Source organism: Streptomyces sp. NBC_00490 (assembly GCF_036013645.1).
Lineage (GTDB): Bacteria > Actinomycetota > Actinomycetes > Streptomycetales > Streptomycetaceae > Streptomyces > Streptomyces canus_F.
Genome location: NZ_CP107869.1, coordinates 320,003 through 345,024 on the forward strand (window position 1 = coordinate 320,003; position 25,022 = coordinate 345,024).

Sequence of the window (25,022 nt, forward strand, 5' to 3'; positions counted from 1 at the left end):
TTCACGAACCGCTGCCGCCGAGGGCGGCGCGCACCAGGTCCTCGACGTCCATCTCGGCGATCGCCCCGGCGTCCCGGTCGATGGCGGGCGCCGCGGTGCCGGGCGCCGACTCCTCGGCGAGCCCGAGCAGGGGGTCGAGCAGCCCGCCGGCGCGCAGCCGGGCCAGCGGGACGGTGGCGAGCAGGGCGCGCACCCGGGCCTCCTCCGGGTCGGGGCCGTCCGCGGCCGCGGCGGCCGTGTCGGGGGCGAGCTCCTGGTGCAGGTGGCCGGCGAGTTCCCGGGGCGAGGGGAAGTCGAAGACCAGAGTGCTGGGCAGGGTCAGGCCGGTGGCGGCGCCGAGGCGGTTGCGCAGTTCGACGGCGGTGAGCGAGTCCAGGCCCATGTCCTTGAACGCGCGTTCGGCGCCGACGGCCTCGGGTCCGGAGGCGCCGAGCACGGCGGCGACGTGGCCGCGTACCAGCTCCTCCAGCAGGAGCCGCTGCTCGTCGGCGGACAGGCCGGCGAGCCTGGCCTCGAGCGAGCGGGCCTCCACGGCGGCGGTCCCGGCCCGGGCGGCCTGGCGGGGTGCCTGGCGCCGGCCGCCGCCGAGCAGTCCACGCAGCATCGCGGGGCCGGGGCCCGTGGACGTGCCCGCCCGCAGCGCGGAGACGTCGAGCCGGGTGGGCACCAGCAGGGCCTCGCCCGCGCCGAGGGCGGCGTCGAACAGGCGCATGCCGTGGGCGGCGTCGATGGGCAGCACCCCGGAACGGGTCATCCGCTCCACATGGGAGTCGTCCATCCGGCCGGTGAGTTCGCTGGTCTCGGCCCAGTAGCCCCAGGCCAGGGACGTGGCGGGCAGACCGGCGGCGCGGCGGCGGTGGGCGAGGGCGTCCAGGAAGGTGTTGGCGGCGGCGTAGTTGGCCTGGCCGGGGTTGCCGAGGACGCCGGCGCCCGCGGAGTACAGGACGAACGCGGTCAGGTCCGACTCCCGGGTGAGCTCGTGCAGGTGGAGCGCGGCGTCCGCCTTGGGCCGCAGCACCTCGTCGAGCCGTTGCGGGGTGAGGGAGCCGAGGACGCCGTCGGCGGTGGTGCCCGCGGCGTGCACGACGGCGGTCAGCGGACGGTCCTCGGGTACGGAGGCCAGCAGCGCGGACAGCGCGTCGCGGTCGGCGGTGTCGCAGGCGGCGACGGTGACGGTGTGCGCGCCGAGCGCGAGCAGGTCCTCGCGCAGGCCGCCGGCGCCGGGAGCCTGCGGGCCGCGGCGGCCCGCCAGCAGCAGGTGCCGGACGCCGTGGGCGGTGACCAGGTGCCGGGCGAGGATGCCGCCGAGGGTGCCGGTGCCGCCGGTGACGAGCACGGTGCCGTCGGGGTCCGGGGGCCGGGGGACGGTGAGGACGAGCTTGCCGGTGTGCCGGGCCTGGCTCATGAACCGGAACGCCTCCGGGGCGCGGCGCACGTCCCAGGTGCGCACGGGCAGCGGCCGCAGCACGCGCCGTTCGAAGAGCCGGACGAGAGTGGCGAGGATCTCGGCGATGCGGTCGGCGCCGGCGTCGATGAGGTCGTAGGGGCGGTAGGTGACGCCGGGGTGCCGCTCGGCGACCTCGCGCGGGTCGCGCTGGTCGGTCTTGCCCATCTCCAGGAACCGGCCGCCGCGCGGCAGCAGCCGCAGGGAGGCGTCGGTGAAGTCGTGGGCGAGGGAGTTGAGCACCACGTCGACGCCGCGCCCCCCGGTGGCGGCGCGGAACGTGCCCTCGAAGTCCAGCGTCCTGGAGGAGGCGATGTGGCCGGAGTCGAAGCCCATCCGGCGCAGGGTGTCCCACTTGCCCTCGCCGGCGGTGGCGTAGACCTCGGCGCCCCAGTAGCGGGCGAGCTGCACGGCGGCCATGCCGACGCCGCCGGTCGCGGCGTGGACGAGCACGGTCTCGTCCTCGCGCAGCCCGCCGAGGTCGGCGAGGCCGAACCAGGCGGTGAGGAACGCGGCGGGCACGGCGGCGGCCTGCTCGAAGCTCCAGCCGCGCGGGACGCGGGTGACCAGGCGCCGGTCCACGACGCAGACGGGCCCGAACGGGTCGGGCAGCAGGCCCATCACGCGGTCGCCGACGGCGACGCCGCTGACGCCGGGGCCGACCTCGGTGACGACGCCGGCGCCCTCGCTGCCCAGGCGTTCCTGGGAGGGCACCATGCCGAGGCCGACCAGGACGTCGCGGAAGTTGACGCCGGCGGCGCGTACGGAGACCCGGACCTGGTTGTCCCCGAGGGGGGCCAGCGCCTCCGGGTGGGGCAGCAGCGCGAGCTGGTCGAGGTCGCCGGGGCCGGTGGTGTCCAGGCGCCAGGCGGCCTCGCCGGGCGGGGGGACGAGGAAGGATCCGGCGGGGGTCCTGGCCAGGCGGGGGACGCGGGCGGCGCCCAGGCGCAGGGCGAGCTGGGTCTCGTGCGCGGCGAGCGCGGCCCTGACGGCGGCCGCTGTGCGGGCCCGGGACTCGTCGCGCCCGTCGAGGTCGACGAGGAGGAACCGGCCGGGGTGCTCCATCTGCGCGGAGCGCAGCAGGCCCCACACCGCGGCATACGCCAGGTCCTCGACGTCCTCGCCGGGCCCCGCGGCCACGGCACGGCGGGTGACGACGGCGAGCACGGAGGCGTGAAGCTCGTCCTCGGCCAGCCACTCCTGGGCGGCACGCAGCACGCCCTCGGCGGCGCGGCGGACGGCCGCGGGCAGACCCTCCGCGGCGACGGCGGCGGGGTCGGGCACGCAGGACAGCAGCGCCACTTCGGGGGCGGGCGTGCCGGACGCGATGGCGACGGCGAGTGCGGCGGGGTCGTGGTGGACGCCGCCGAACACCCCGGCACCGCGCAGGGCGGGCACCAGCCCGTGCCCGTCGGCGCCGAGCACGGCCCAGCGGGCGCCGGACGGGGCTGCGGTGTCAACGGGCAGCGGTGCCCAGTCGACGTGGAACAGCGCGTCGCGCAGGTCGTCGCCCGCGCCGTCGCCGACGGCGGGCAGGGGACGGAACACCAGGCGCCCGACAGTGGCCACGGGGGCGCCCTCGGCGTCGGCGAGGGTGACGGTGACCGCGTCGTTCCCGGCGGCGCGCACCCGTACGCGTACGGCGGTGGGGCCGACGGCGTGCAGGGTGACGTCGTGCCAGGAGAACGGCAGGTGGGTGCCCTCGCCGAGGAATCCGCCGAAGCCGATGGCGTGCAGGGCGGCGTCCAGCAGGGCCGGGTGCACGCCGAACCGGGCGGCGTCCTGGTGCAGTTCCGGCGGGAGCGCGGCCTCCGCCCAGACGGTGTCACCGAGCCGCCAAGCGGAGCGCAGCCCCTGGAAGGCGGGGCCGAACCGGTAGGCGCCGCCCGGGACAGGCTCGTACATCCCCGCGGTGTCCAGGCGCGCCGCGCCGAGCGGGGGCCAGGTGGTGAGTGCCTCGCCCTCGGCGGGCCCGGGCGGGGTGAGGAGCGCGGTGGCGTGCCGGGTCCAGCGGTCGCCGTCGGCTGCGTCGCCGGGGCGAGCGTGCACGGTCAGGGCGCGCCGTCCGGCGCCGTCGGGGGCGTCCACCTCCACCTGGACGTGGACGGTGCCGCGTGCGGGCACGGTCAGGGGGCTTTCCAGGGTCATCTCGGCGAGGCCGCCGCAGCCCGTGCGCGCGGCGGCCTCCAGGGCGAGTTCCGCGAACGCGGTGCCGGGCACCAGGGCGGTCCCGGCGACGGCGTGGTCGGCGAGCCAGGGGTGGGTCTTCAGCGAAAGGCGCCCGGTGAGCAGCAGCCGGTCGCCCTCGGCGAGCCGTACGGCGGCGCCGAGCAGGGGGTGGCCCGCGGCGCTGAGGCCGAGGTCGCCGGCGTCGCCCGCGTTGCGGTACTCGGCCTCCAGCCAGTAGTGGCGCCGCTGGAACGGGTAGGTGGGCAGGTCGGGGACACGGTGGGCGCCGGTGTCCGCGAACACGGCGTCCCAGTTGACGGGCAGTCCGCGTGCGTGGCCCTCGGCGAGCGAGGTGAGGAAGCGCTGCGGGCCGCCCTCGTCGCGGCGCAGCGAGCCGAGCGCGACGGCGTCGGTGCCCGCGTCGTCGAAGATCTCCTGCAGGCCGACGGCGAGCACCGGGTGGGCGCTGCACTCGACGAAGAACCGGATGCCGCCCGCCAGCAGGCCGCGCACGGTCTCCTCGAACCGCACGGTCTGCCGCAGGTTGGTGTACCAGTACCCGGCGTCGAGCCCGGCCGTGTCGAGCGGGCCCGCGGTGACGGTGGAGTGGAAGGGGATGTCGCCCTCGCGCGGCCGGATGTCGGGCAGGGCGGTGAGGACCTCCTCACGGATGGCCTCGACGTGGGCCGAGTGGGAGGCGTAGTCCACGGCGATGCGGCGGGCCCGCACGCCGTCCGCCTCGCAGGCGGCCAGCAGCTCGTCCAGGGCTTCGGGGTCGCCCGAGACGACGGTGGACGACGGGCCGTTGGCGGAGGCGATCCCGATGCGGCCCTCCCAGCGGGCGAGGCGCTCGGCGGCGCGTTCCGCGGGCAGCGGCACGGACACCATGCCGCCGCGTCCGGACAGGCCCCCGGCGATGGCGCGGGCGCGCAGGGCCACGACCCGGGCCCCGTCCTCCAGGGACAGCGCGCCGGCGACCACGGCGGCGGCGATCTCGCCCTGGCTGTGCCCGATCACGGCGGCGGGCTCCACTCCGGCGGAGCGCCACAGCGCGGCCAGGGACACCATGACGGCCCACAGCGCGGACTGGACGACCACCACGTCGTCCAGCGAGGCGGCGTCCTCGCCGCCGCGGACGGCGTCGATCACCGAGCACCCGGTCCACGGCCGCAGGGCCACGTCGCAGGCGGTGAGCCGCTGCGCGAACACCGGGGAGGACTCCAGCAGTTCGGCGGCCATGCCCTGCCACTGGGAGCCCTGGCCGGGGAAGACGAACGCCACGCGGGCGGCGCCGGGCCGCGCGGTACCGGTCACCACCCCGGCGGCGGGCTCGCCGCGGCGTACGGCGTCCAGGCCGGCGAGGGCGCAGGGGCGGTCGCCCGCGAGCACCACGGCGCGGTGTTCGAGGGCGGCGCGCCCGGTGGCCAGGGACCAGCCGATGTCGGTGGCGGGCACCTCGCCGCGCCGCTCCACGAAGGCGGCCAGGCGCTCGGCCTGCGCGGCGAGGGCGGCCTGCGACCTGGCGGACAGCACCCAGGGCACGACGGGCAGCGCGAGCGGGGCACGGGCAGGGGCGTCGGTGGGGGTACCGTGCCCGTCGCCGCCGTCCGCGGTCCCGCCGCTGCCGGCCGCGTGCGCCTCCCGGGCGTTCCCGGCGGGCTCGGCCCCCTCCGCGTGCGCCACTGGTGTTTTCCCGACGGACCCGGCGGACCCGGCGCCCTCGCCCGGCTCCGGGGCCTCCTCCACGATCACGTGGGCGTTGGTGCCGCTGATGCCGAACGCCGACACGCCGGCGCGGCGCGGGCGGCCGTCGCGCTTCCACGCCACGGGCTCGGTGAGCAGCGCGACCGCGCCGGCGGACCAGTCGACGTGTGTGGAGGGGCGGTCCACGTGGAGGGTCCGCGGGAGCAGCTCGTTGCGCAGCGCCAGGACCATCTTCATGACCCCGGCCGCGCCGGCGGCGTGCGCGGTGTGCCCGAAGTTGGACTTGACCGAGCCGAGCCACAGGGGGCGGGCCGGGTCCCGGTCCCTGCCGTAGGTGGCGAGCAGGGCGCGGGCCTCGATGGGGTCGCCCAGGGTGGTGCCGGTGCCATGCGCCTCGACCGCGTCCACGTCGGCCGGCGTCAGCCGGGCGTCGCCGAGGGCGTCGCGCACGACCCGCTCCTGGGAGGGGCCGTTGGGGGCGGTGAGGCCGTTGCTGGCGCCGTCCTGGTTGACGGCGCTGCCGCGGATCAGGGCGAGCACCGGGTGCCCGTTGCGCCGTGCGTCCGACAGGCGTTCCAGCAGCAGCATCCCGGCGCCCTCGGACGGCCCGAAGCCGTCGGCGGCGTCGGCGAACGCCTTGCAGCGGCCGTCGGGCGCCAGGGCGCGCTGCCTGCTGAACGCGATGAACCCCTGCGGCGTCGGCATCAGCGCGACCCCCCCGGCGAGCGCCATGGCGCACTCGCCCTGCCGCAGCGACCGCACCGCCAGGTGCAGCGCGACCAGGGACGACGAGCAGGCCGTGTCGACGGTGAGCGCGGGCCCCTCCATGCCGAAGGAGTAGGCGACCCGGCCGGAGATGACACTGGCGAACGAGCCCACGCCGGTGTACCCCTCCAGGCCCTCGGGGACGTACTGGTGGCCGGTCACGTAGTCGACGGTGGCGGCGCCGACGAAGACGCCGGTACGGCTGCCCCGGACGGAGCGCGGGTCGATGCCCGCCCGTTCGAACAGCTCCCAGGAGGTCTCCAGCAGCAGCCGCTGCTGCGGGTCCATGATCAGCGCCTCGCGGGCGTTGATGCCGAAGAAGTCGGCGTCGAACTCGCCCGCGTCGTGCAGGAACCCGCTCTCGCGCACGTAGTTGCGGCCCTCGGCGTCGGGGTCCGGGTCGTACAGGGCCTCCAGGTCCCAGCCCCGGTTGTCGGGGAACGGGGAGATGGCGTCGCCGCCGGACGCCAGCAGCTCCCACAGGGCCTCCGGGGTGTCGGCCGAGCCGGGGTAACGGCAGGCCATGCTGACCACGGCGACCGGCTCGGGCTCCTCCAGCTCCTGGATGCGGCGGCGCGCCCTGCGCAGGTCGGCGGTGGCCCGCTTCAGGTAGTCCCGCAGCTTGTCTTCGCTGTTCATCGGCTGTCACACCCATCCATGGCCGGGTTCCTCGGGTCGCTGTGTCGGGGGCGGGCCGTGGTCACGGCGTGTCCAGTTCGTCGTCGAGCAGCGCGAACAGTTCGCTGTCGGTGGCGTCGTCCAGTTCCTCGTCGCCGTCGTCGGCCGGCCGGGCCGCGCCGGACCACCCGGCCAGCAGGGCCTGGAGCCGTTCCCTGACCCGGGCGCGGGTGGCGGTGTCGCCGTCGGGGACGGCGGCCAGGGCCTCCTCCAGCCGGTCGAGCTCGGCCAGGACGGGCGGTGCCGCGGTCGCGGGCTCGGGGGCGACCAGGTCGAGCAGGAGGGCGGCGGTGGCGTTCAGCGTGGGGTGGTCGAAGACCAGGGTGGCGGGCAGGGTGAGGCCGGTGGCCGCGCCGAGCCGGTTGCGCAGCTCCAGCGCGGTCAGCGAGTCGAAGCCGATCTCCTTGAAGGGGCGGTCGGGCTCGATGGCCTCCGGGGTGCCGTGGCCGAGGACGGACGCCACGTGGGCGCGGGTCAGCTCGACCAGCCGGTGCGTCTGCTCGTCCCGGGTGAGTCCGGCGAGCCGGGCCGCCCAGTCGGGCTCCTGCGGCGCGGCGGCGGACGCGGACGCGGCCCGCTTGCCGGGGGCCGCCTTCACCAGGCCGCGCAGCATCCCGGACAGGGTGCCGTCGGCGGCGCGCGAGCGCAGCGCGGCCGTGTCCAGGAGCACGGGCACCAACAGGGCCTCGTCGGTGCCCGACGCGGCGTCGAACAGGGCGGTGCCCTCGTCGGGGGACAGCGGCAGGATGCCGGCGCGGGCGAACCTGTTCGTGTCCGCGCCTCCCGCCATGTCGCTCGCCCCCGCCCACAGGCCCCAGGCCAGGGACCGGCCGGCGAGGCCCGCCGCCCGGCGGTGCGCGGCGAGAGCGTCGAGGAAGGCGTTGGCGGCCGCGTAGTTCGGCTGGGCGAGGCTGCCGAGCACACCGGACGCCGAGGAGAACAGCTCGAACGCGGCCAGGTCCGACTCCCGGGTCAGCTCGTGAAGGTTGACCGCCGCCGTCACCTTGGGCGTGAACACGTGCTCCACGTCCTGCGGCGTCAGGGCCTCCAGGGGCCGGTCGGCGAGCGTCCCGGCGGCGTGCAGCACGGCCGTGAGCGGCCGGTCGGCCGGAACGGAGGCCAGCACCCGCGCCAGCGCCTCCCGGTCGGCGGCGTCGCACGCCTGCACGGACACTGACGCCCCGAGCGACGACAGTTCGCGCTCCAGCCCCTCGACGCCGTCCGCCTCGCGGCCGCGGCGGCTCAGCAACAGCAGGTGGCGCACGCCGTGCTGCTTGACCAGGTGGCGGGCGAGCACCCGGCCGAGCGCGCCGGTGCCGCCGGTGATCAGCACGGTGCCGTCGGGGTCCCAGTCGACCGGGGCCGCGGCCGGCGCCGGGGACGCCGGGCGGACCCTGGGTACCAGGACCACACCCGCGCGCAGGGCCATCTCGGGCTCACCCGAGGCGACGACGGCGGGCACGGCGTCCGGGAGCACAGCCAGCGAACCGTCGTCCCCGTCCAGGTCCAGCAGCCCGAACCGGCCCGGGTGGGCGGCCATCGCTGAGCGCACCAGTCCCCACGCGGCCGAGTGCGCCAGATCACCGGCGCCGCCCCCGGGACCGGCCGCGACCGCGTCCCTGGTCACCACCAGCAGCCGCCCGCCGGCGAACCGCTCGTCGGCGAGCCAGCGCTGCACGACCGCCAGCAGGTCCGTGACCGCGTCCAGGGCGCGCCGCGCCACGGCGCCGTCCCCCCAGGGAGCCGGTCCGCCGTGGGAGACCACGGTCAGCTCCGGCAGCGGCAGCCCCGCGTCCACGGCCTCGGCCAGCGCGTCCAGGTCGTCGTACGTCTGCGGGTAGGCACCCGCCTCCTCCAGCACGTCGGCCACCCCGACCGGGTCGGCGCCCAGCACCACCCAGTCGGCGGTCTGCCCGGGCGCGGGAACCGGCGACCACTCCACCCGGTACAGCGCGTCCCGGACACCGTCCGCGGCCCGCCGCAGCTCCTCGGGGGCGACGGTGCGCGCGGCCACCGCCGCCACGGTGCCGACCGGACGGCCCGACGCGTCGCCGAGGGTCACCGTGACGGCGCCGTCGTCCGCGGGCCGCACGTGCACCCGCAGCTCCGTGGCCCCCACAGCACGCAGCGACAGGCCCGACCAGTCGGTCCACAGCACCCCGGCGCGCTCCTCAAGCCGGGCCGGCTGCAACGCGGCGTCGAGCAAGGCCGGATGGATCCCGTACCCGGCGGCCCGCCTCTCCTGATCCTCGGGCAGGGCCACTTCGGCGTACATCTCCCGGCCGTGCCGCCACACCGCGCGCAGCCCACGGAACGCGGGGCCGTAGCCCTGCCCGGCGTCGGCCATCCGCTGGTGGAAGTTGGCGACGCTCACCGGCTGGGCCCCCGAGGGCGGCCACTGCGCAAGCCGTTCGAGGGACCCGGACCCGTCGTCGCCGGCCCCTCCGGCGCCGTCGGGAACCAGCCGGGCGGTGGCGTACCGCACCCACGAAGCCGCCTCCTCCGACGTCTCCGGCCGCGCATGGACGGCCAGTTCACGCCCGCCGTCCTCGCCGGGCGCGCCCACGGACAACTGCAGCTGCACGCCGCCGGCCTCCGGCACCACCAGCGGCGCCTCCACGGTCAGGCTCTCGACCACCTCGGCTCCGGCCCGCTCACCGGCGTGCAGGGCGAGCTCCGCGAACGCGGATCCCGCGAGCACCGGTGTGCCCTGGACGACGTGGTCGGCCAGCCACGGGTGGGCGTGCAGCGACAGCCGCCCGGTGAGCAGCAGTTGGTCACCGCCCGCCACCTCGACGGCCGCGCCCAGCAGCGGATGGCCCGCGTCGGCGAGCCCGAGCCCGGCAGGATCACCGGAACCGGCGGGGCCGGACTCCAGCCAGTAACGCTGCCGTTGGAAGGCGTAGGTGGGCAGGTCGAGCTGGTGGTCGGCGCCGGTGCCGGCGAAGAGGGCGTGCCAGTCGACGGTGAGTCCGCGGACGTAGCCCTCGGCAAGGGAGGTCAGGAACCGCTCGGGTCCGCCTTCGTCACGGCGCAAAGTCCCCAAGGCGACTGCGGACTGAGCGTCGGCGTGGTCTTCGAAGGTCTCCTGCATCCCGACGGTCAGGACCGGATGGGGACTGCACTCCACGAAGTAGCCGAAACCGTCCGTCAGAAGCTGCCGCACGGTCGCGTCGAACCGCACCTCCTGACGGAGGTTCGTCACCCAGTACGTGGCGTCCAGGCTGCTGGTGTCGATCACCGCACCGGTCACCGTCGAGTAGAACGGCACCTGCGCGGGCCCGGGCTCGATGCCCTGGAGAGCCTCGACAACCTGATCCCGGATCAACTCCACCTGGGCCGAGTGCGACGCGTAGTCCACGGCGATACGACGCGCCCGGACCCCCTCCGCCTCGCATGCACCTATCAGCTCGTCCAGAGCGCCCGGCTCACCCGAAACGACGGTGGACGAAGGGCCGTTGACGGACGCGATCGATATTCGCTCACCCCACGCGGCGATCACCTTCCGTACCCTGTCCGCACCTGCCGCGACGGAGACCATGCCGCCGTTACCGGACAGGCTCTGGGCGATGGCCTGCGCCCGAAGCACCACGACCTGAGCGCCGTCCCGCACCGACAACCCGCCGGACACGACGGCGGCGGCGATCTCACCTTGCGAGTGACCGATCACCGCACCCGGTTCGACCCCCACCGAACGCCACACCGCCGCAAGCGACACCATCACCGCCCACAACGACGCCTGCACCACCACCACGTCATCCAACGACGCAGCACCAGGCACACCCCGCACGACATCGGTCACCGACCAGTCCACCAACGACGACAGCGCAGCCTCACACTCCGCAAGCCGCTCCCGGAAGACCGGCGAGTTCTCCCACAACCCCGCCCCCATGCCGAGCCACTGCGACCCCTGCCCCGGGAACACGAACACCACCCGGGGCGCACCAGGCAGGACCGCGCCCGTCACCGCGTCGGCCGAGGGGACGCTCTCGCCCAGGGCGGTGAGAGCCGTGTGGATGTTGTCCGCGTCGGTGGCCAGCAGGACCGCGCGGTGGTCGAGGGCGCCCCGGGAGAGTGCCAGGGACGCGCCGACGTCGAGCGGCGACGTGCCGGGGTGGTCGTCCAGGTACGAGGTGAGGCGGGCGGCCTGGGCGTGCAGGGCCGCCGCTGTCCGGCCGGACAGCGGCCAGGGGACGGCACCGCCCACCAGACCGGTGGGGTGTGCCAAGGCCGAGGTGCCGTCGTCGGCCGCCTCGTCGGACCCTGCGGTGTCGGGACTCCCCGTGTCCTCGGGGGCCTCCTCCAGGACGAGGTGGGCGTTGGTTCCGCTGATGCCGAACGCGGAGACGGCGGCGCGGCGCGCACGGCCGCCGGGGGTGTCCCACGGGCGGGCCTCGGTCAGCAGCCGCACCGTTCCCGAGGACCAGTCGACCTGCGGGGTCGGGGTGTCCACGTGCAGGGTGCGGGGCAGTGAACGGTGCCGCAGCGCCTCGACCATCTTGATCACGCCGGCCACGCCCGCGGCGGCCTGCGTGTGGCCGATGTTGGATTTCACCGAGCCCAGCCACAGCGGCTGCTCCGCCGGGCGGTCCTTGCCGTAGACGGCGATCAGGGCCTGCGCCTCGATGGGGTCGCCGAGGGTCGTGCCCGTGCCGTGGGCCTCGACGGCGTCCACGTCGGCCGGAGTGAGCCGGGCGTTGGCGAGGGCGGCCTCGATGACGCGCCGCTGGGCGGGGCCGTTGGGGGCGGTGAGGCCGTTGCTGGCGCCGTCCTGGTTGACCGCCGAGCCGCGGATGACGGCCAGGACCCGGTGGCCGTTGCGCCGGGCGTCGCTCAGCCGTTCCAGGAGGACCAGGCCGGCGCCCTCGGAGAAACCGGTGCCGTCGGCCGCCTCGGCGAAGGCCTTGCAGCGGGCGTCCGCAGCCAGGATCTGCTGCCTGCTGAACTCCACGAACTCCATCGGGCTCGGCATCACCATCGCCCCGCCCGCCAGGGCCAGGCCGGTCTCGCCGGACCGCAGCGACTGCACCGCCCAGTGGAGCGCCACCAGGGAGGAGGAGCACGCCGTGTCGATCGTCACCGCGGGCCCCTCGAGGCCGAACGTGTAGGCGACCCGCCCGGAGACGACGCTGTTGGCGGACCCCGTCATGGTGTAGCCCTCGAGACCGTCCGGGATCTGCTCCACGTCGGCGCCGTAACCGGTGTAGGAGGCGCCGACGAACACGCCGGTGTCGCTGCCGTTCAACGAGAACGGGTCGATGCCCGCCCGTTCGAACGCCTCGTAGGAGCACTCCAGGACCAGCCGCTGCTGCGGGTCCATCGCCAGGGCCTCGCGCGGGGAGATCCCGAACAGGCCGGCGTCGAACGTGGCGGCCCCGGCCACGAAGCCGCCCTCGGGCGCCAGTTCCTTGCCCTCCGGATCCGTCAGCCGCAGGCTCTCCAGGTCCCAGCCGCGGTCGGTGGGGAACCCGGAGATGGCGTCACCGCCGCCGTCGACGAGCCGCCACAGCCCTTCGGGGGACTCCGCGTCGCCGGGATAGCGGCAGGCCATGCCGACGACGGCCACCGGCTCATGGTCCCGTTCCTCGACCGAGCGCAGGCGGCGCTGTGTGCGGCGCAGATCGGTCATGACCTTGTTGAGGTATTCGCGGAGTTTCTTCTCGTCAGTGGTCATGTCGGCTAGGCCCCCAGTTCGCGGTCGATGAGGTCGAACATCTCGTCGTTGCTGACGGTGGAGAACTCGGTGTCCCCGGAGTCCTCTCCGGGTGCCGTCGCGGGGGCGTCTCCGCTCACCGTCCACAGCAGCCGCTCCAGGCGTTTGGCCATACGGGCCCGTGCCTCCCCATCGGCCGGCGCGGCGGCGAGCGCGGCCTCCAGGCGTTCCAGTTCGGCGAAGCCGGGCGGGACGCCGTCGGCGTCGGTCAGGCCCATCTCCTGCCGCAGGTGACGGGCCACCGCCTCCGGGGTCGGGTGGTCGAAGACGAGCGTGGCCGGAAGGCCGACGCCGGTGGCGGCGCCGACCCGGTTGCGCAGTTCCACGGCCATCAGGGAGTCGAACCCCAGGTCGCGGAAGGGCCGGTCGGGTGCGACGGCGTCGCGCGCGTTCCCGGTGAGGGTGACGTGGCCCATGACGACGCCCGCGTGGGAGCGGACCAGTTCGAGCAGCTCGCGCTCCTGCTCGGCCCGGGGGGCCCCGGCGAGCCTGGCCCGCAGCCCGCCGGCCGCCTCGCCGGCCGTGGCCGGGTCCTCGTCGGCGTCGCCGCCGCCCCGCGCCAGCGCCCGCGCGGCCTCGGGGATCTCGGCGAACAGGGCGGTGGGCCGCTTGGCGTGGAAGACCGGGGCGAAGCGGTCCCAGCGCAGGTCGATGAGGACCGCCGTGGTCTCGTCGCGGTCGAGGATGCGTTCCAGGGCGGCGGAGGCGGGTTCCGGCTCCATCTCGTGGATGCCCTCCAGACGGCCGCGGGCGCCGACGGCCCCGGCCGCCATGCCGGTGCCGGCCCAGGTGCCCCAGGCCACGGAGGTGGCGGGCAGCCCTTCGGCCCGGCGCCGCTCGGCGAGGGCGTCGAGGAAGGCGTTGCCGGGCGCGTAGTTGCCGAGCGCCGGAAGGCCGAAAGTGGCGCCGAACGACGAACAGAGCACGAACGCGGACAGGTCCGTGTCCCGGGTCAGCTCGTCCAGGTGGAGCGCGCCCTGCGCCTTCACCCGCAGCACGCGTTCCATCCGCTCCGGGCCCAGCGAGTCGATCACCCCGTCGTCCAGCACGGCGGCGGCGTGGACGACGGCGGTCAGCGGCTGGTCGGGGGGGATGGCCGCGAGTACGGCGGCGAGCGCGTCCCGGTCGGAGACGTCGCAGGCCACCAGGGACACCTTCGCCCCGGCCGCGGTCAGCTCCTCCTCCAGTTCGGTGGCGCCGGGCGCCTCGGGGCCGCTCCGGCTGACCAGCACCAGGTGCTCGGCACCCGCCCGCGCCAGACGACGCGCCAGATGACCGCCGATGCCGCCGGTCCCCCCAGTGATCAAGACGCTGCCGCGCGGCCGCCACGCGCGCACCGCGGGAACCCCGGTGGCGGGCGCCCGCACCAGACGGCGGACGTACACGCCGTGGCCGTCCCCGCGCACGGCGAAGTGGTCCTCGTCGGCGGGCGCGGCAAGGGCGGCCGCCAGCCGGGCGACCTCGGTGTCACCGGCGTCCTCGGGCAGGTCGACCAGACCGCCCCACAGCAGCGGGTGCTCCAGCGCCGCGACCCGGCCGAGGCCCCAGACCTGAGCCTGCGCCGGACGGGCCAGCGGGTCGGACGCGCCCGTGGACACCGCGCCCCGCGTCGCGCACCACAGCCGCGGCGGCACGGGCATCCCCTCCCCCACCTCGACCATCGCCTGCACCAGCGCGACGGTCGCGGCCAGACCCGAGGGAACGGACGGGTGCGCGGGGTGCGGGGCGTCGTCCAGCGCGAGCAGGGACAGCACGCCGCCGGGCGACACCTCACCCTCGGCCTCGACTTCGAGGAACGCCTGGCGCAGCTCCTCCGCACACCGTCCGCGATCGGTGCTCCCTCCGTCCACAACCAACCGCGTCACCAGGGCGCCCGACTGCTCCAAGGCGCGTACGGACCCGGCGGCCCAGGAATCGTCCGCATACGACTCAGAAACGACGACGATCCAACGCCCCCGCGGTTCCGGGCCGGCCGGGAAACGGGCGGGCCGCCACACCACCCGGTAGCGCCACCCGTCGGCCTGCGCCTCCTCCTGCCGACGACTGCGCCACGTCGACAGGGTCGGCAGCAGTCCGCTGAACGGCTCGTCGGCGCGCACGCCCAGCTCGGCGGTCAGCGTCTCCAGGTCTCCGGCGTCCACCGCGGCCCAGAACCCGGCGTCCGCCTCGTCCGACTCCCCCGCGCCCTGCCGGAAGACCGCCCCCGGGGGCTCCTCCAGCCAGTAGCGCTGCCGCTGAAAGGCGTAGGTGGGCAGCTCGACGCGCTGGGCGCCGGTGCCGGCGTACAGGGCGTTCCAGTCGACGGTGAGACCACGGACGTAGCCCTCGGCAAGGGAGGTCAGGAACCGCTCGGGTCCGCCTTCGTCACGGCGCAGGGTGCCCAGCGCAACCGCGGTCAGGGTGGTGTCGGCGTGGTCCTCGAACGTCTCCTGCATCCCCACCGTCAGGACGGGGTGAGGGCTGCACTCCACGAAGTAGCCGAAACCGTCGGTGAGCAGCTCACGGACGGTGGCGTCGAACCGCACCTCCTGACGCAGGTTCGTCACCCAGTACGTGGCGTCCAGACCGCTGGTGTCGAACACCGAGCCCGTCACCGTCGAGTAGAACGGCACCTGCGCGGGGCGAGGCTCGATGCCCTGGAGAGCCTCGACAACCTGCTCCCGGATCAACTCCACCTGCGGGGAGTGCGAGGCGTAGTCCACCGCGATACGACGCGCCCGAACCCCCTCGCTCTCGCACACACCCATCAGCTCGTCCAGAGCATCGGGCCCACCCGAAACCACTGTCGAAGACGGACCGTTGACAGAGGCGATCGAGATCCGCTCACCCCACCGGGCAATCAACTCCCGCACCCGGTCCGCACCCACGGCGACGGAAACCATGCCGCCGTTACCGGACAGGCTCTCCGCGATGGCCTGCGCCCGCAGGACCACGACCCGGGCGCCGTCCTGCACCGACAACCCGCCCGCCACCACAGCAGCGGCGATCTCACCTTGCGAGTGACCGATCACCGCACCCGGCTGCACACCGACCGAACGCCACACCGCCGCGAGCGACACCATCACCGCCCACAACGACGCCTGCACCACCACCACATCGTCCAACGACGCAGCTGACGGCAGACCCCGCACGACATCGGTCACCGACCAGTCCACCAACGACGACAGCGCAGCATCACACTCCGCAAGCCGCTCCCGGAAGACCGGCGAGGACTCCCACAACCCCGCCCCCATACCGAGCCACTGCGACCCCTGACCCGGGAACACGAACACCACACGACCCGGCTCCCCGGACACCACCCCCGACACCACACCAGCCGACGGCACACCCTCCGCCACCGCCCGCAACGCCTCCACAGCAGCATCCCGGTCACCCGCCAAGACCACCGCACGGTGCTCCAGAGCCGACCGCGTCTCCACCAGCGAACGCGCCACATCCGCAACCGCCAGAGCAGGACGCTCCGCGACGAACCCCGCAAGCCGACCCGCCTGAGCACGCAACGCCGCATCCGAACGACCCGACACCACCCACGGCAGCACACCCGAAACCAGCCGCGGATCACCGGAAGAAGGCTCCCCACCTTCGACCTCCGGCGCCTCCTCCAGGATCACGTGCGCGTTCGTCCCGCTGATGCCGAACGCGGACACGCCCGCCCTGCGGGGCCGGCCTGCGTGGCCGGTCCAGTCGACGGGTTCGGTGAGCAGGCGGACCGCGCCGGACGACCAGTCCACGTGGGGCGTGGGCGCGTCCACGTGCAGGGTCCTGGGCAGGACACCGTGCCGCAGCGCCTCCACCATCTTGATCACCCCGGCCACGCCCGCCGCGGGTCCGGAGTGGCCGAGGTTGGACTTGAGGGAGCCGAGCCACAGAGGCCGGTCCCGGGGACGCTCCCTGCCGTAGGTCGCCAGCAGTGCCTGGGCCTCGATCGGGTCGCCGAGGGTGGTGCCGGTGCCGTGCGCCTCGACGGCGTCCACGTCGGCCGGGGTGAGCCGGGCGTTGGCGAGGGCGGCGCGGATCACCCGTTCCTGGGCGAGGTCGTTGGGGGCGGACAGGCCGTTGCTGGCGCCGTCCTGGTTGATGGCGGAGCCGCGGACCACGGCGAGCACGGGGTGGCCGTTGCGGCGGGCGTCGGAGAGCCGTTCCACGAGGAGCACACCGGCGCCCTCGGACCAGGTGGTGCCGTCGGCGGCGGCCGCGAAGGCCTTGATCCGCCCGTCCGGGGCCATGCCGCGCTGGCGGCTGAACTCCACGAAGGCGTCCGGCACCGGCATGACGGCGACACCGCCCGCCAGCGCCATGGAGCACTCGCCGTCGCGCAGGGCCTGTACGGCGAGGTGCAGGGCGACCAGGGACGACGAGCAGGCGGTCTCGACACTGACCGCCGGCCCTTCCAGGCCGAGGGTGTAGGCGACGCGCCCGGAGGCGACGCTCGCCATGGTGCCGGTGACGACATAGCCCTCGACGGACTCGGGGGTCTCCCGCAGCCGGGTGACGTAGCCGGAGGTGACGATGCCGGTGTAGACGCCGACCTGGGCGCCCTTCAGAGTGAGGGGGTCGATGCCGGCCCGTTCGAACGCCTCCCAGGAGGTCTCCAGCATCAGACGCTGCTGGGGGTCCATGCCCAGCGCCTCGCGGGGGGTGATGCCGAAGAAGGCGGGGTCGAAGTCGGCGGCGTCGTGCAGGAACCCGCCTTCCCTGACGTAGCTGGTGCCGCGGTTCTCCGGGTCCGGGTGGTACAGGGCCTCCAGGTCCCAGCCACGGTCGGCGGGGAAGGGCGTGATGGCGTCCCGCCCTTGCGCGACCAGGTCCCACAACCCCTCGGGGGAGTCGGACCCGCCCGGGTAGCGGCAGGCCATGCCGACGATGGCGATCGGCTGCCCGGCGGCGGCCTCGGCCTCCCGCAGACGGTGCCGGGTCTGGCCCAGCTCGGCGGTGACCCGCTTGAGGTAGTCGCGGAGCTTCGCCTCGGTGCTGCCGTTGGACATCTTCCCCAGAACTCCTTCGCAAGCCGTTCGAGCGATTCCGGCGCGGGTGCGCCCGCGGCCGGTTTCTCCGCGTGGTGGTGACGGGACCTCAGCCGGCTTCGCCGAGTTCCTGGTCGATCAGCGCGAACATCTCGTCGTCCGAGGCGTCTTCGAGGGTTTCCCGGCCGAGGAGCGCCTCCTCGCCGTCCGGTTCACCGCTCCACTTCCACAGGAGCGCCTCCAGGCGCCGGGTGATCCTGTCGCGGGTCGCGTCGTCCGGGGTCAGGCCGGACAGGTCCGCGTCGAGCCGGTCCAGTTCGGCGAGGACCGGGGTCGCGGACTCCTCCCCGGCCCCCGGAGCGATCTCGTCCAGCAGGAACCGCACCAGGGCCGTGGGGTTCGGGTAGGTGAAGACCAGCGTGGGCGGCAGCCGCAGGCCGGTCGCGGCGCCGAGCCGGTTGCGCAGCTCGACGGCGGTCAGGGAGTCGAAGCCGAGCTCCTTGAACGCCCGGTCGGCCTCCACGTCGTCCACGGTGGCGTGCCGCAGGACCGCCGCGACCTCGGTGCGCACCAGGTCGAGCAGGATCCTGCGCCGCTCGGCCTCGGGCGCCGCGGCCAGCTCGCGGGCGAGTCCGGTGTCCGTCCCCGCGGCCGGTCCCGAGGCGGCCGCGCGCCGGGCGGGAACGCGCACCAGGCGCCGCAGGGGCGCGGGGAGCGTCCCCGCGGCCGCCGCGGCGCCGAGTGCGGGGAGGTCGAGCCGTACCGGTACGGCGAGGGTGGCGCCGTCCGCCAGGGCCGCGTCCAGCAGCGCCAGCCCCTCTGACGGGGAGAACGGCAGCACTCCCCCGCCGGCCGCCGTGCCGCCTTCGTCCTCGTTCCTCTCCGTGGTCCAGGGGCCCCAGGCCAGGGAGACGGCGGGCAGGCCGAGGGCGCGCCGGTGCCCGGCGAGGGCGTCGAGGAAGGCGCTCGCGGCGGCGAGGTTGGCCTGTCCCGCGTTGCCGAGCGTGCCGGCGGCCGAGGCGAACAGGACGAACGCCGACAGCTCGCGGTCACGCGTCAGTTCGTGGAGGTTGAGCGCGGCGTCGGCCTTCGGCCGCAGCACGCGTTCCAGCTGCGGGGCGGTCAGGGACGTGGTGAGGGCGTCGTCCAGCACTCCGGCCGCATGCACGACCGCGGTCAGCGGGCGGCTCGCGGGCACGGAGCCGAGGACGGCCGCCAGGGCGTCGCGGTCGGCGGCGTCGCAGGCCACGACGTCCACCGTCTCCGCACCCAACTCGCACAGTTCGTCGCGGAGTCCGGCAGCGCCGGGGGCGTCCGGGCCGCGACGGCCGACCAGCAGCAGGTGCCGCGCCCCGTGGGCGGCCACGAGGTGGCGGGCGACCAGCGCACCGGACGTGCCGGTGCCGCCGGTGACGAGGACCGTGCCGGAACCGGGGAACGGCGCCGCGGCGCTCTCCACCGGTTCTCCCGCGCGGACCAGGCGCGGCACCAGTACGGTGCCGTTGCGGACGGCCAGTTGGCTCTCGCCCGCCTCCAGCGCGGCGGCTGCCGCGTCCGCGAGCGCCGTGCGGGACTTCTCGTGCCCGTCGACGTCCGCGAGGAGGAACCCGCCGGCCGGGTACTCGGCCTGCGCGGACCTGACCAGGCCCCACAGCGGCGCGTTGACGAGGTCGGTGACCCGGTCGCCGGGTGCGGCGGCTACCGCGTCGCCGGTCACCAGCACCAGCGGGACGGCTTCGGAACGCTCGTCGGCGAGCCACTTCTGCACCAGGCCCAGCGCGGCCGCGGCCGCTTCGTGCACCCGCGGGGCGAGCGCGGCGCCGGGGGCGCCTTCCGGGTGGGGTGCGAACGAGGCGAGGGCGAGGGACGGTTCGGCGTCCTGCTCCCCGCCCGCGCCGATGCCCAGCTCGTCCGGGCCCACGACGGTCCAGCCGCCGGCGGGGGCGACCGCCGGGAGCGGCCGGTCGAACGGTGTCCACTCCAGCCGGAACAGCGCGTCCCGGAGCGGTCGCGCGGCACCGGTCACCTCTTCGGGGGCGTGCTCGCGCAGCCGCACCTCGCCGACCGAGGCCACCGGGGCGCCGGTCGCGTCGGCGAGGAGCAGCGACACGGCGCCGGGTCCCGCGGGCCGGATCCGCACGCGCAGCACGGTGGCGCCCACGGCGTGGAGGACCAGGCCGTGCCATTCGGCCGGCAGTCGCACCGCCGCGTCGTCGGCGCCGTCCAGGTGGTCGAGCAGGGCGGGGTGCAGGGCCGCGTCCAGGAGGGCCGGGTGCAGGCCGAACGCGCCCGCGTCCCGGGCCTGTTCATCCGGCAGCGCGACCTCGGCGAAAAGGTCCTCACCGCGCCGCCACACGGCCCGCAGCCCCCGGAACGCGGGACCGTACCCGTACCCGATGGACTCCAGCCGCTCGTACGCCTCACCGGTCCCCACGGGCACGGCTCCCTCGGGTGGCCACACACCGGAGCGTTCCTCGGCGGGGGGCGCGGACGGAGTGGGGGACGTGGAGGTGTCCACGGTGCCTCTGGCGTGCCGGGTCCACGGGGTGTCCGGCAGCGCGTCGCCGGGTCGCGCGTACAGGGCCAGTTCGCGCCGGCCGTCGGCCTCAGGAGCGCCGAGGGACAGCTGGATCTGCATGCCGCCCTTCTCGGACAGCGGCAGCGGCGCCTCCACGACCAGCGTCTCCACCCGGTCGGCACCGGCCTGCGCGGCCGCGGCCAGCGCCAGTTCGACGACGGTGGCGCCACTGACGAGCGCCGTGCCGTGGACGACGTGGTCGGCCATCCAGGGCTGGGCCCGGCGGGAAAGCAGTCCGGTGAGCAACATCCGCTCGTCGTCGGCCACTTGGACCGTCGCGCCCAGCAGCGGATGGCCCGCGTCGGCGAGCCCGAGCCCGGCCGGATCGGTGACGGACGCGGCGCCGCCGTCCAGCCAGTAGCGCCTGCGCTGGAAGGCGTAGGTGGGCAGGTCGAGCAGCGGCTCGGTGTCGCCCGTACCGGCGAAGAGGGCGTGCCAGTCGACGGTGAGACCACGGACGTAGCCCTCGGCGAGGGAGGTCAGGAACCGCTCGGGTCCGCCTTCGTCACGGCGCAGGGTCCCCAGGGCGACCGCGGTCTGGGCGTCCGTGTGGTCCTCGAAGGTCTCCTGCATCCCGACGGTGAGGACGGGGTGGGGGCTGCACTCCACGAAGTAGCCGAAGCCGTCCGTCAGAAGCTGCCGCACGGTCGCGTCGAACCGCACCTCCTGACGCAGGTTCGTCACCCAGTACGTGGCATCCAGACCGCTGGTGTCGATCACCGCACCGGTCACCGTCGAGTAGAACGGCACCTCAGCGGGACCGGGCTCGATGCCCTGGAGAGCCTCGACAACCTGATCCCGGATCGACTCCACCTGGGCCGAGTGCGACGCGTAGTCCACGGCGATACGACGCGCCCGGACCCCCTCCGTCTCACATGCACCTATCAGCTCGTCCAGAGCGCCCGGCTCGCCCGAAACGACGGTGGACGAAGGGCCGTTGACGGACGCGATCGATATTCGCTCACCCCACGCGGCGATCAACTCCCGCACCCTGTCCGCACCTGCCGCGACCGACACCATCCCGCCGTTACCGGACAGACTCTCCGCGATGGCCTGCGCCCGCAGCACCACGACCCGGGCGCCGTCCTGCACCGACAACCCGCCGGACACGACGGCGGCGGCAATCTCACCTTGCGAGTGACCGATCACCGCACCCGGCTCCACACCGACCGAACGCCACACCGCCGCAAGCGACACCATCACCGCCCACAACGACGCCTGCACCACCACCACATCGTCCAGCGACGCAGCTGACGGCAAGCCCCTGACGACATCCGTCACCGACCAGTCCACCAACGACGACAGCGCAGCGTCACACTCCGCAAGCCGCTCCCGGAACACCGGCGAGGACTCCCACAACCCCGCCCCCATCCCCACCCACTGCGACCCCTGACCCGGGAACACGAACACCACCCGGCCGGCCAGTTCTCTGTCGGTGCCGTCGGTCAGTGCGACGCCGTGGACGACGCTCGCCTCCGAGTGCCCGGCCGAGACGGCGGCCAGGGCGGTGAGGGCCCGGTCGCGGTCGGCGGCGAGGACCACGGCGCGCTGGTCGAGTGCGGCTCGGGCGGTGGCCAGGGTGCGGCCGATGCCGTCGAGGGGGGCTTCGGGGTGTGCGGTCAGGTAGGCGGTGAGGCGTTCCGCCTGGGCGCGCAGGGCGGGTGCCGAGCGTGCCGAGAGCGGCCACGGCACGGCTGTCGCGGTGAGTCCGGACGGTGTCCCGGGGGTGGGCGCGGGCTCGGTGCCGTCGGGGTGGGTGACCGGGGCCTGTTCCAGGATGACGTGGGTGTTGGTGCCGCTGATGCCGAACGCGGACACGCCGGCCCGGCGCGGGCGGTCGCCGGTGTCGGGCCACGGCCGGCGCTCGGTGAGCAGGCGGACGGTGCCGGGCGACCAGTCGACGTGGGGGGTGGGCTCGTCGGCGTGCAGAGTCCTGGGCAGCACGCCGTGCCGCATGGCCTGCACCATCTTGATGACGCCCGCGACTCCGGCCGCGGCCGAGGTGTGGCCGATGTTGGACTTGACGGAGCCCAGCCACAACGGCCGGTCCTGGGGGCGGCGTTCGCCGTAGGTGGCCAGGAGGGCGTGGGCCTCGATGGGGTCGCCGAGGGGGGTGCCGGTGCCGTGCGCCTCGACCGCGTCCACCTCGTCGGGGGACACCCGGGCGTTGCGCAGGGCGGCGCGGATGACGCGTTCCTGGGAGGGGCCGTTGGGGGCGGTGAGGCCGTTGCTGGCGCCGTCCTGGTTGACCGCCGAGCCCCGGACCACTGCGAGGACGCGGTGGCCGTTGCGGCGGGCGTCGCTCAGCCGTTCCACGAGCAGCAGGCCGAGTCCTTCGGCGGGGCCGAAGCCGTCGGCGGAGGCGGAGAAGGCGCGGCACCGGCCGTCGGGTGACAGCGCGCGCTGCCGGCTGAACTCGGCGTACCCCACGGCCGTGGACATCACGGTGACGCCGCCGGCGACGGCCAGGGAGCACTCTCCCGAGCGCAGCGCCTGGGCGGCCAGGTGCAGGGCGACCAGTGAGGAGGAGCAGGCCGCGTCCACGGTGACGGCGGGCCCTTCGAGGCCGAAGCTGTAGGCGATGCGGCCGGACATGACGCTGGCGAAGTTGCCGGTGGCGTAGTAGCCCTCGACGGACTCGGGGATCTTCGGCAGTTCCCAGCCGTAGTCCATCGAGCTGAAGCCGATGAAGGTGCCGGTGGGGCTGCCCTTGAGCGACGCGGGGTCGATGCCGGAGCGCTCGAACAGCTCCCAGGAGCCTTCCAGCAGCAGCCGCTGCTGGGGGTCCATGGCCAGGGCCTCCCGGGGGGAGATCCCGAAGAACCCGGCGTCGAAGTCGGTGACGCCGTCGAGGAAGCCGCCGCCGCGGACGTAGTTCTTGCCGCTGCGGGTGGGGTCGGGGTCGTACAGGCCCTCGACGTCCCAGCCCCGGTCGGTGGGGAAGCCGGTGACGGCGTCACCGCCGCGGGCGACGAGGTCCCACAGTCCCTCGGGGGAGCCGGCCCCGCCCGGGTAGCGGCAGGCCATGCCGACGATGGCGACGGGCTCGTTGGGCGCCGCCTCGGCCTCGCGCAGGCGGCGCTGCGTCTGGCGGAGGTCGCCCGTCACCCGCTTCAGGTACGCGAGCAGTTTCTCTTCGTTCTCTGCCATTGCCTCTGGTCCCCCAGTCGCGCGTCGAGTGCGTGCCGTGCCCGGGCTGCGGGTCAGGCGTTGCCGAGTTCGCGGTCGAGCAGGTCGAACATGTCCTCGGCCGTGGCCGATGCGAGGTCGTCGGTGGCGCCCGCGGGATCCGCGTCGTCCCCCGGGGCCGGCTCGGCCTGCGCGCCGTTGTCGCGGAGCTTCCACACCAGTGCCTCGAGGCGTTCGACGATCCTGGCCGTGCCGTCGCCACCGCCGGCGAGCGCGGCGGCGGACTCCTCCAGGGCCTTGAGCCCGTCCAGTACGGCGCCGGTGCCGTCCTGGGCGTCGTCCGACACCAGCAGGCCGCGCAGGTGCGTGGCGAGCGCGGTCGGGGTCGGGTGGTCGAAGACGACGGCCGCGGGCAGCCGCAGGCCGGTGGTGGCCTGGAGGCGGTTGCGCAGCTCGACGGCGGTCAGGGAGTCGAGGCCCAGCTCCTTGAAGGCGCGTGCGCCCTGGATGCGGTCGGTGCCGTCGTGCCGCAGGACGACCGCGGCCTCCTCGCGCACCAACTCCACGAGAGTCCTGAGCCGTTCGTGCTCCGTCATCGCGGCCAGGCGGCCGGTGAGCGCGGCCCGGGCGGCGCCCTGCCCGGTGTCCTGCTCCGCCGCGTCCTCGCGCAGGGCCGCCCGGACCTCGGGGATCTCGGCGAGCAGCGGGCTGGGGCGGCGTGCGGTGAAGCCGAGGACGAACCGTTCCCACTCGACGTCCGCGACGGCGACGGTGGTCTCGTCGTGCTCCACGGCCTGCACCATCGCGGCCGTGGCCGGCTCGGGCGCCATCTCCAGGACGCCGCGGCGGCCCATGTAGTCGGCGGCCCCCTCGGCGGCCATCATGCCGCCCCCGCCCCAGGCGCCCCAGGCGAGCGAGGTGGCGGTCCTGCCGAGGGCGCGGCGCCGCGCGGCGAGTGCGTCGAGGTACGCGTTGCCCGCCGCGTAGGCGGCCTGTCCGCCGCTGCCCCACACGGCCGAGTTGGACGAGAACAGCACGAAGGCGTCCAGGGGGGTGTCCGCGAGTACGTCGTCCAGGTGGGCGGCGCCCGCCACCTTGCCCGCGGTGACGTCCGAGAGGTCGTCGGCCGTGGTGTCGGTGAACGGGGTGTAGCCCTGCGGCACTCCGGCCGCGTGGACGACCGCGGTGAGCGGGTGTTCCCGCGGCACGCCCGCCACGAGGGCGGCGACCGCTTCCCGGTCGGCCATGTCGCAGGCCGTGATGGTGACCCGGGCGCCCAACTCCTGCAGTTCCGTGCGCAGTTCCTCGGCGCCGGGCGCGGTGGGTCCGCGGCGGCCGGTGAGCAGCAGGTGCCGCGCTCCGTTGCGGGCGAACCAGCGCGCGACGCCGGAGCCGATCCCCCCGGTGCCGCCGGTGATCAGCACGGTGCCGTCGGGCTTCCAGGCGCGCCGCGCGGGCTCGTCTCCGAGCGGGGCGCGGACCAGCCGGGCCGCGTGGACCCCGTCCGGGCGGATCGCGAGCTGATCCTCCTCGCCGTACCCGTCGGGGGCGGGGAGGCCGCCGAGGACGGCGGCCAGCCGGGCGGCGGCCGTGTCGTCGGCGGTGTCCGGCAGGTCGACGAGCCCGCCCCACAGCGCGGGCTCCTCCAGGGCGACGACCCGCCCGAGGCCCCAGGTCTGGGCCTGGCCGGGGCTCGTCCTGGGGTCGTCCCGGCCGGTGAGCACACCGCCTCGGGTGGCGGCCCACAGCCGTGCCGTGGTCCCCGCGCCGGCCATCGCCCGGGCCAGCGCCAAGGTGGCGGCGAGGCCCGTGGGGACGGCGGGGTGGTCGGGGTGGGGTGCGTCGTCGAGGGCGAGGAGGGAGAGGACGCCTGCGGTG

General features: G+C 75.2%; 4 protein-coding genes and 3 pseudogenes. All 7 read right to left on the minus strand.

Annotated elements, in window-relative coordinates:
• Window position 1: 1 nt before the first annotated feature.
• On the minus strand, window positions 2–6,721 hold the full coding sequence (locus OG381_RS01425; protein WP_327714219.1) for a type I polyketide synthase: 6,720 nt from the start codon (window positions 6,719–6,721) through the stop codon (window positions 2–4).
• A 61-nt stretch (window positions 6,722–6,782) separates the two neighbouring features.
• Window positions 6,783–7,550 carry a beta-ketoacyl reductase gene (locus tag OG381_RS49490; protein WP_443062017.1) on the minus strand — a complete coding sequence of 256 codons (768 nt, stop codon included), beginning with the start codon at window positions 7,548–7,550 and terminating at the stop codon, window positions 6,783–6,785.
• 24 nt (window positions 7,551–7,574) lie between these two features.
• Window positions 7,575–8,093, minus strand: a pseudogene (locus tag OG381_RS49495) (SDR family NAD(P)-dependent oxidoreductase); the annotation flags it as partial.
• Window positions 8,094–8,099: 6 nt separating this feature from the next.
• Window positions 8,100–17,440: pseudogene (locus OG381_RS49500) on the minus strand (type I polyketide synthase); the annotation flags it as partial.
• A 106-nt stretch (window positions 17,441–17,546) separates the two neighbouring features.
• Complete coding sequence (locus OG381_RS01440; protein WP_327714222.1) at window positions 17,547–23,165, minus strand: type I polyketide synthase; 5,619 nt, start codon at window positions 23,163–23,165, stop codon at window positions 17,547–17,549.
• A gap of 53 nt (window positions 23,166–23,218) precedes the next feature.
• Entirely contained in the window at window positions 23,219–24,028 is an 810-nt protein-coding gene (locus OG381_RS49505) for a phosphopantetheine-binding protein (RefSeq protein ID WP_443062018.1), read from the minus strand.
• A 69-nt stretch (window positions 24,029–24,097) separates the two neighbouring features.
• Window positions 24,098–24,919: pseudogene (locus OG381_RS49510) on the minus strand (beta-ketoacyl reductase); the annotation flags it as partial.
• Window positions 24,920–25,022 lie beyond the last annotated feature (103 nt).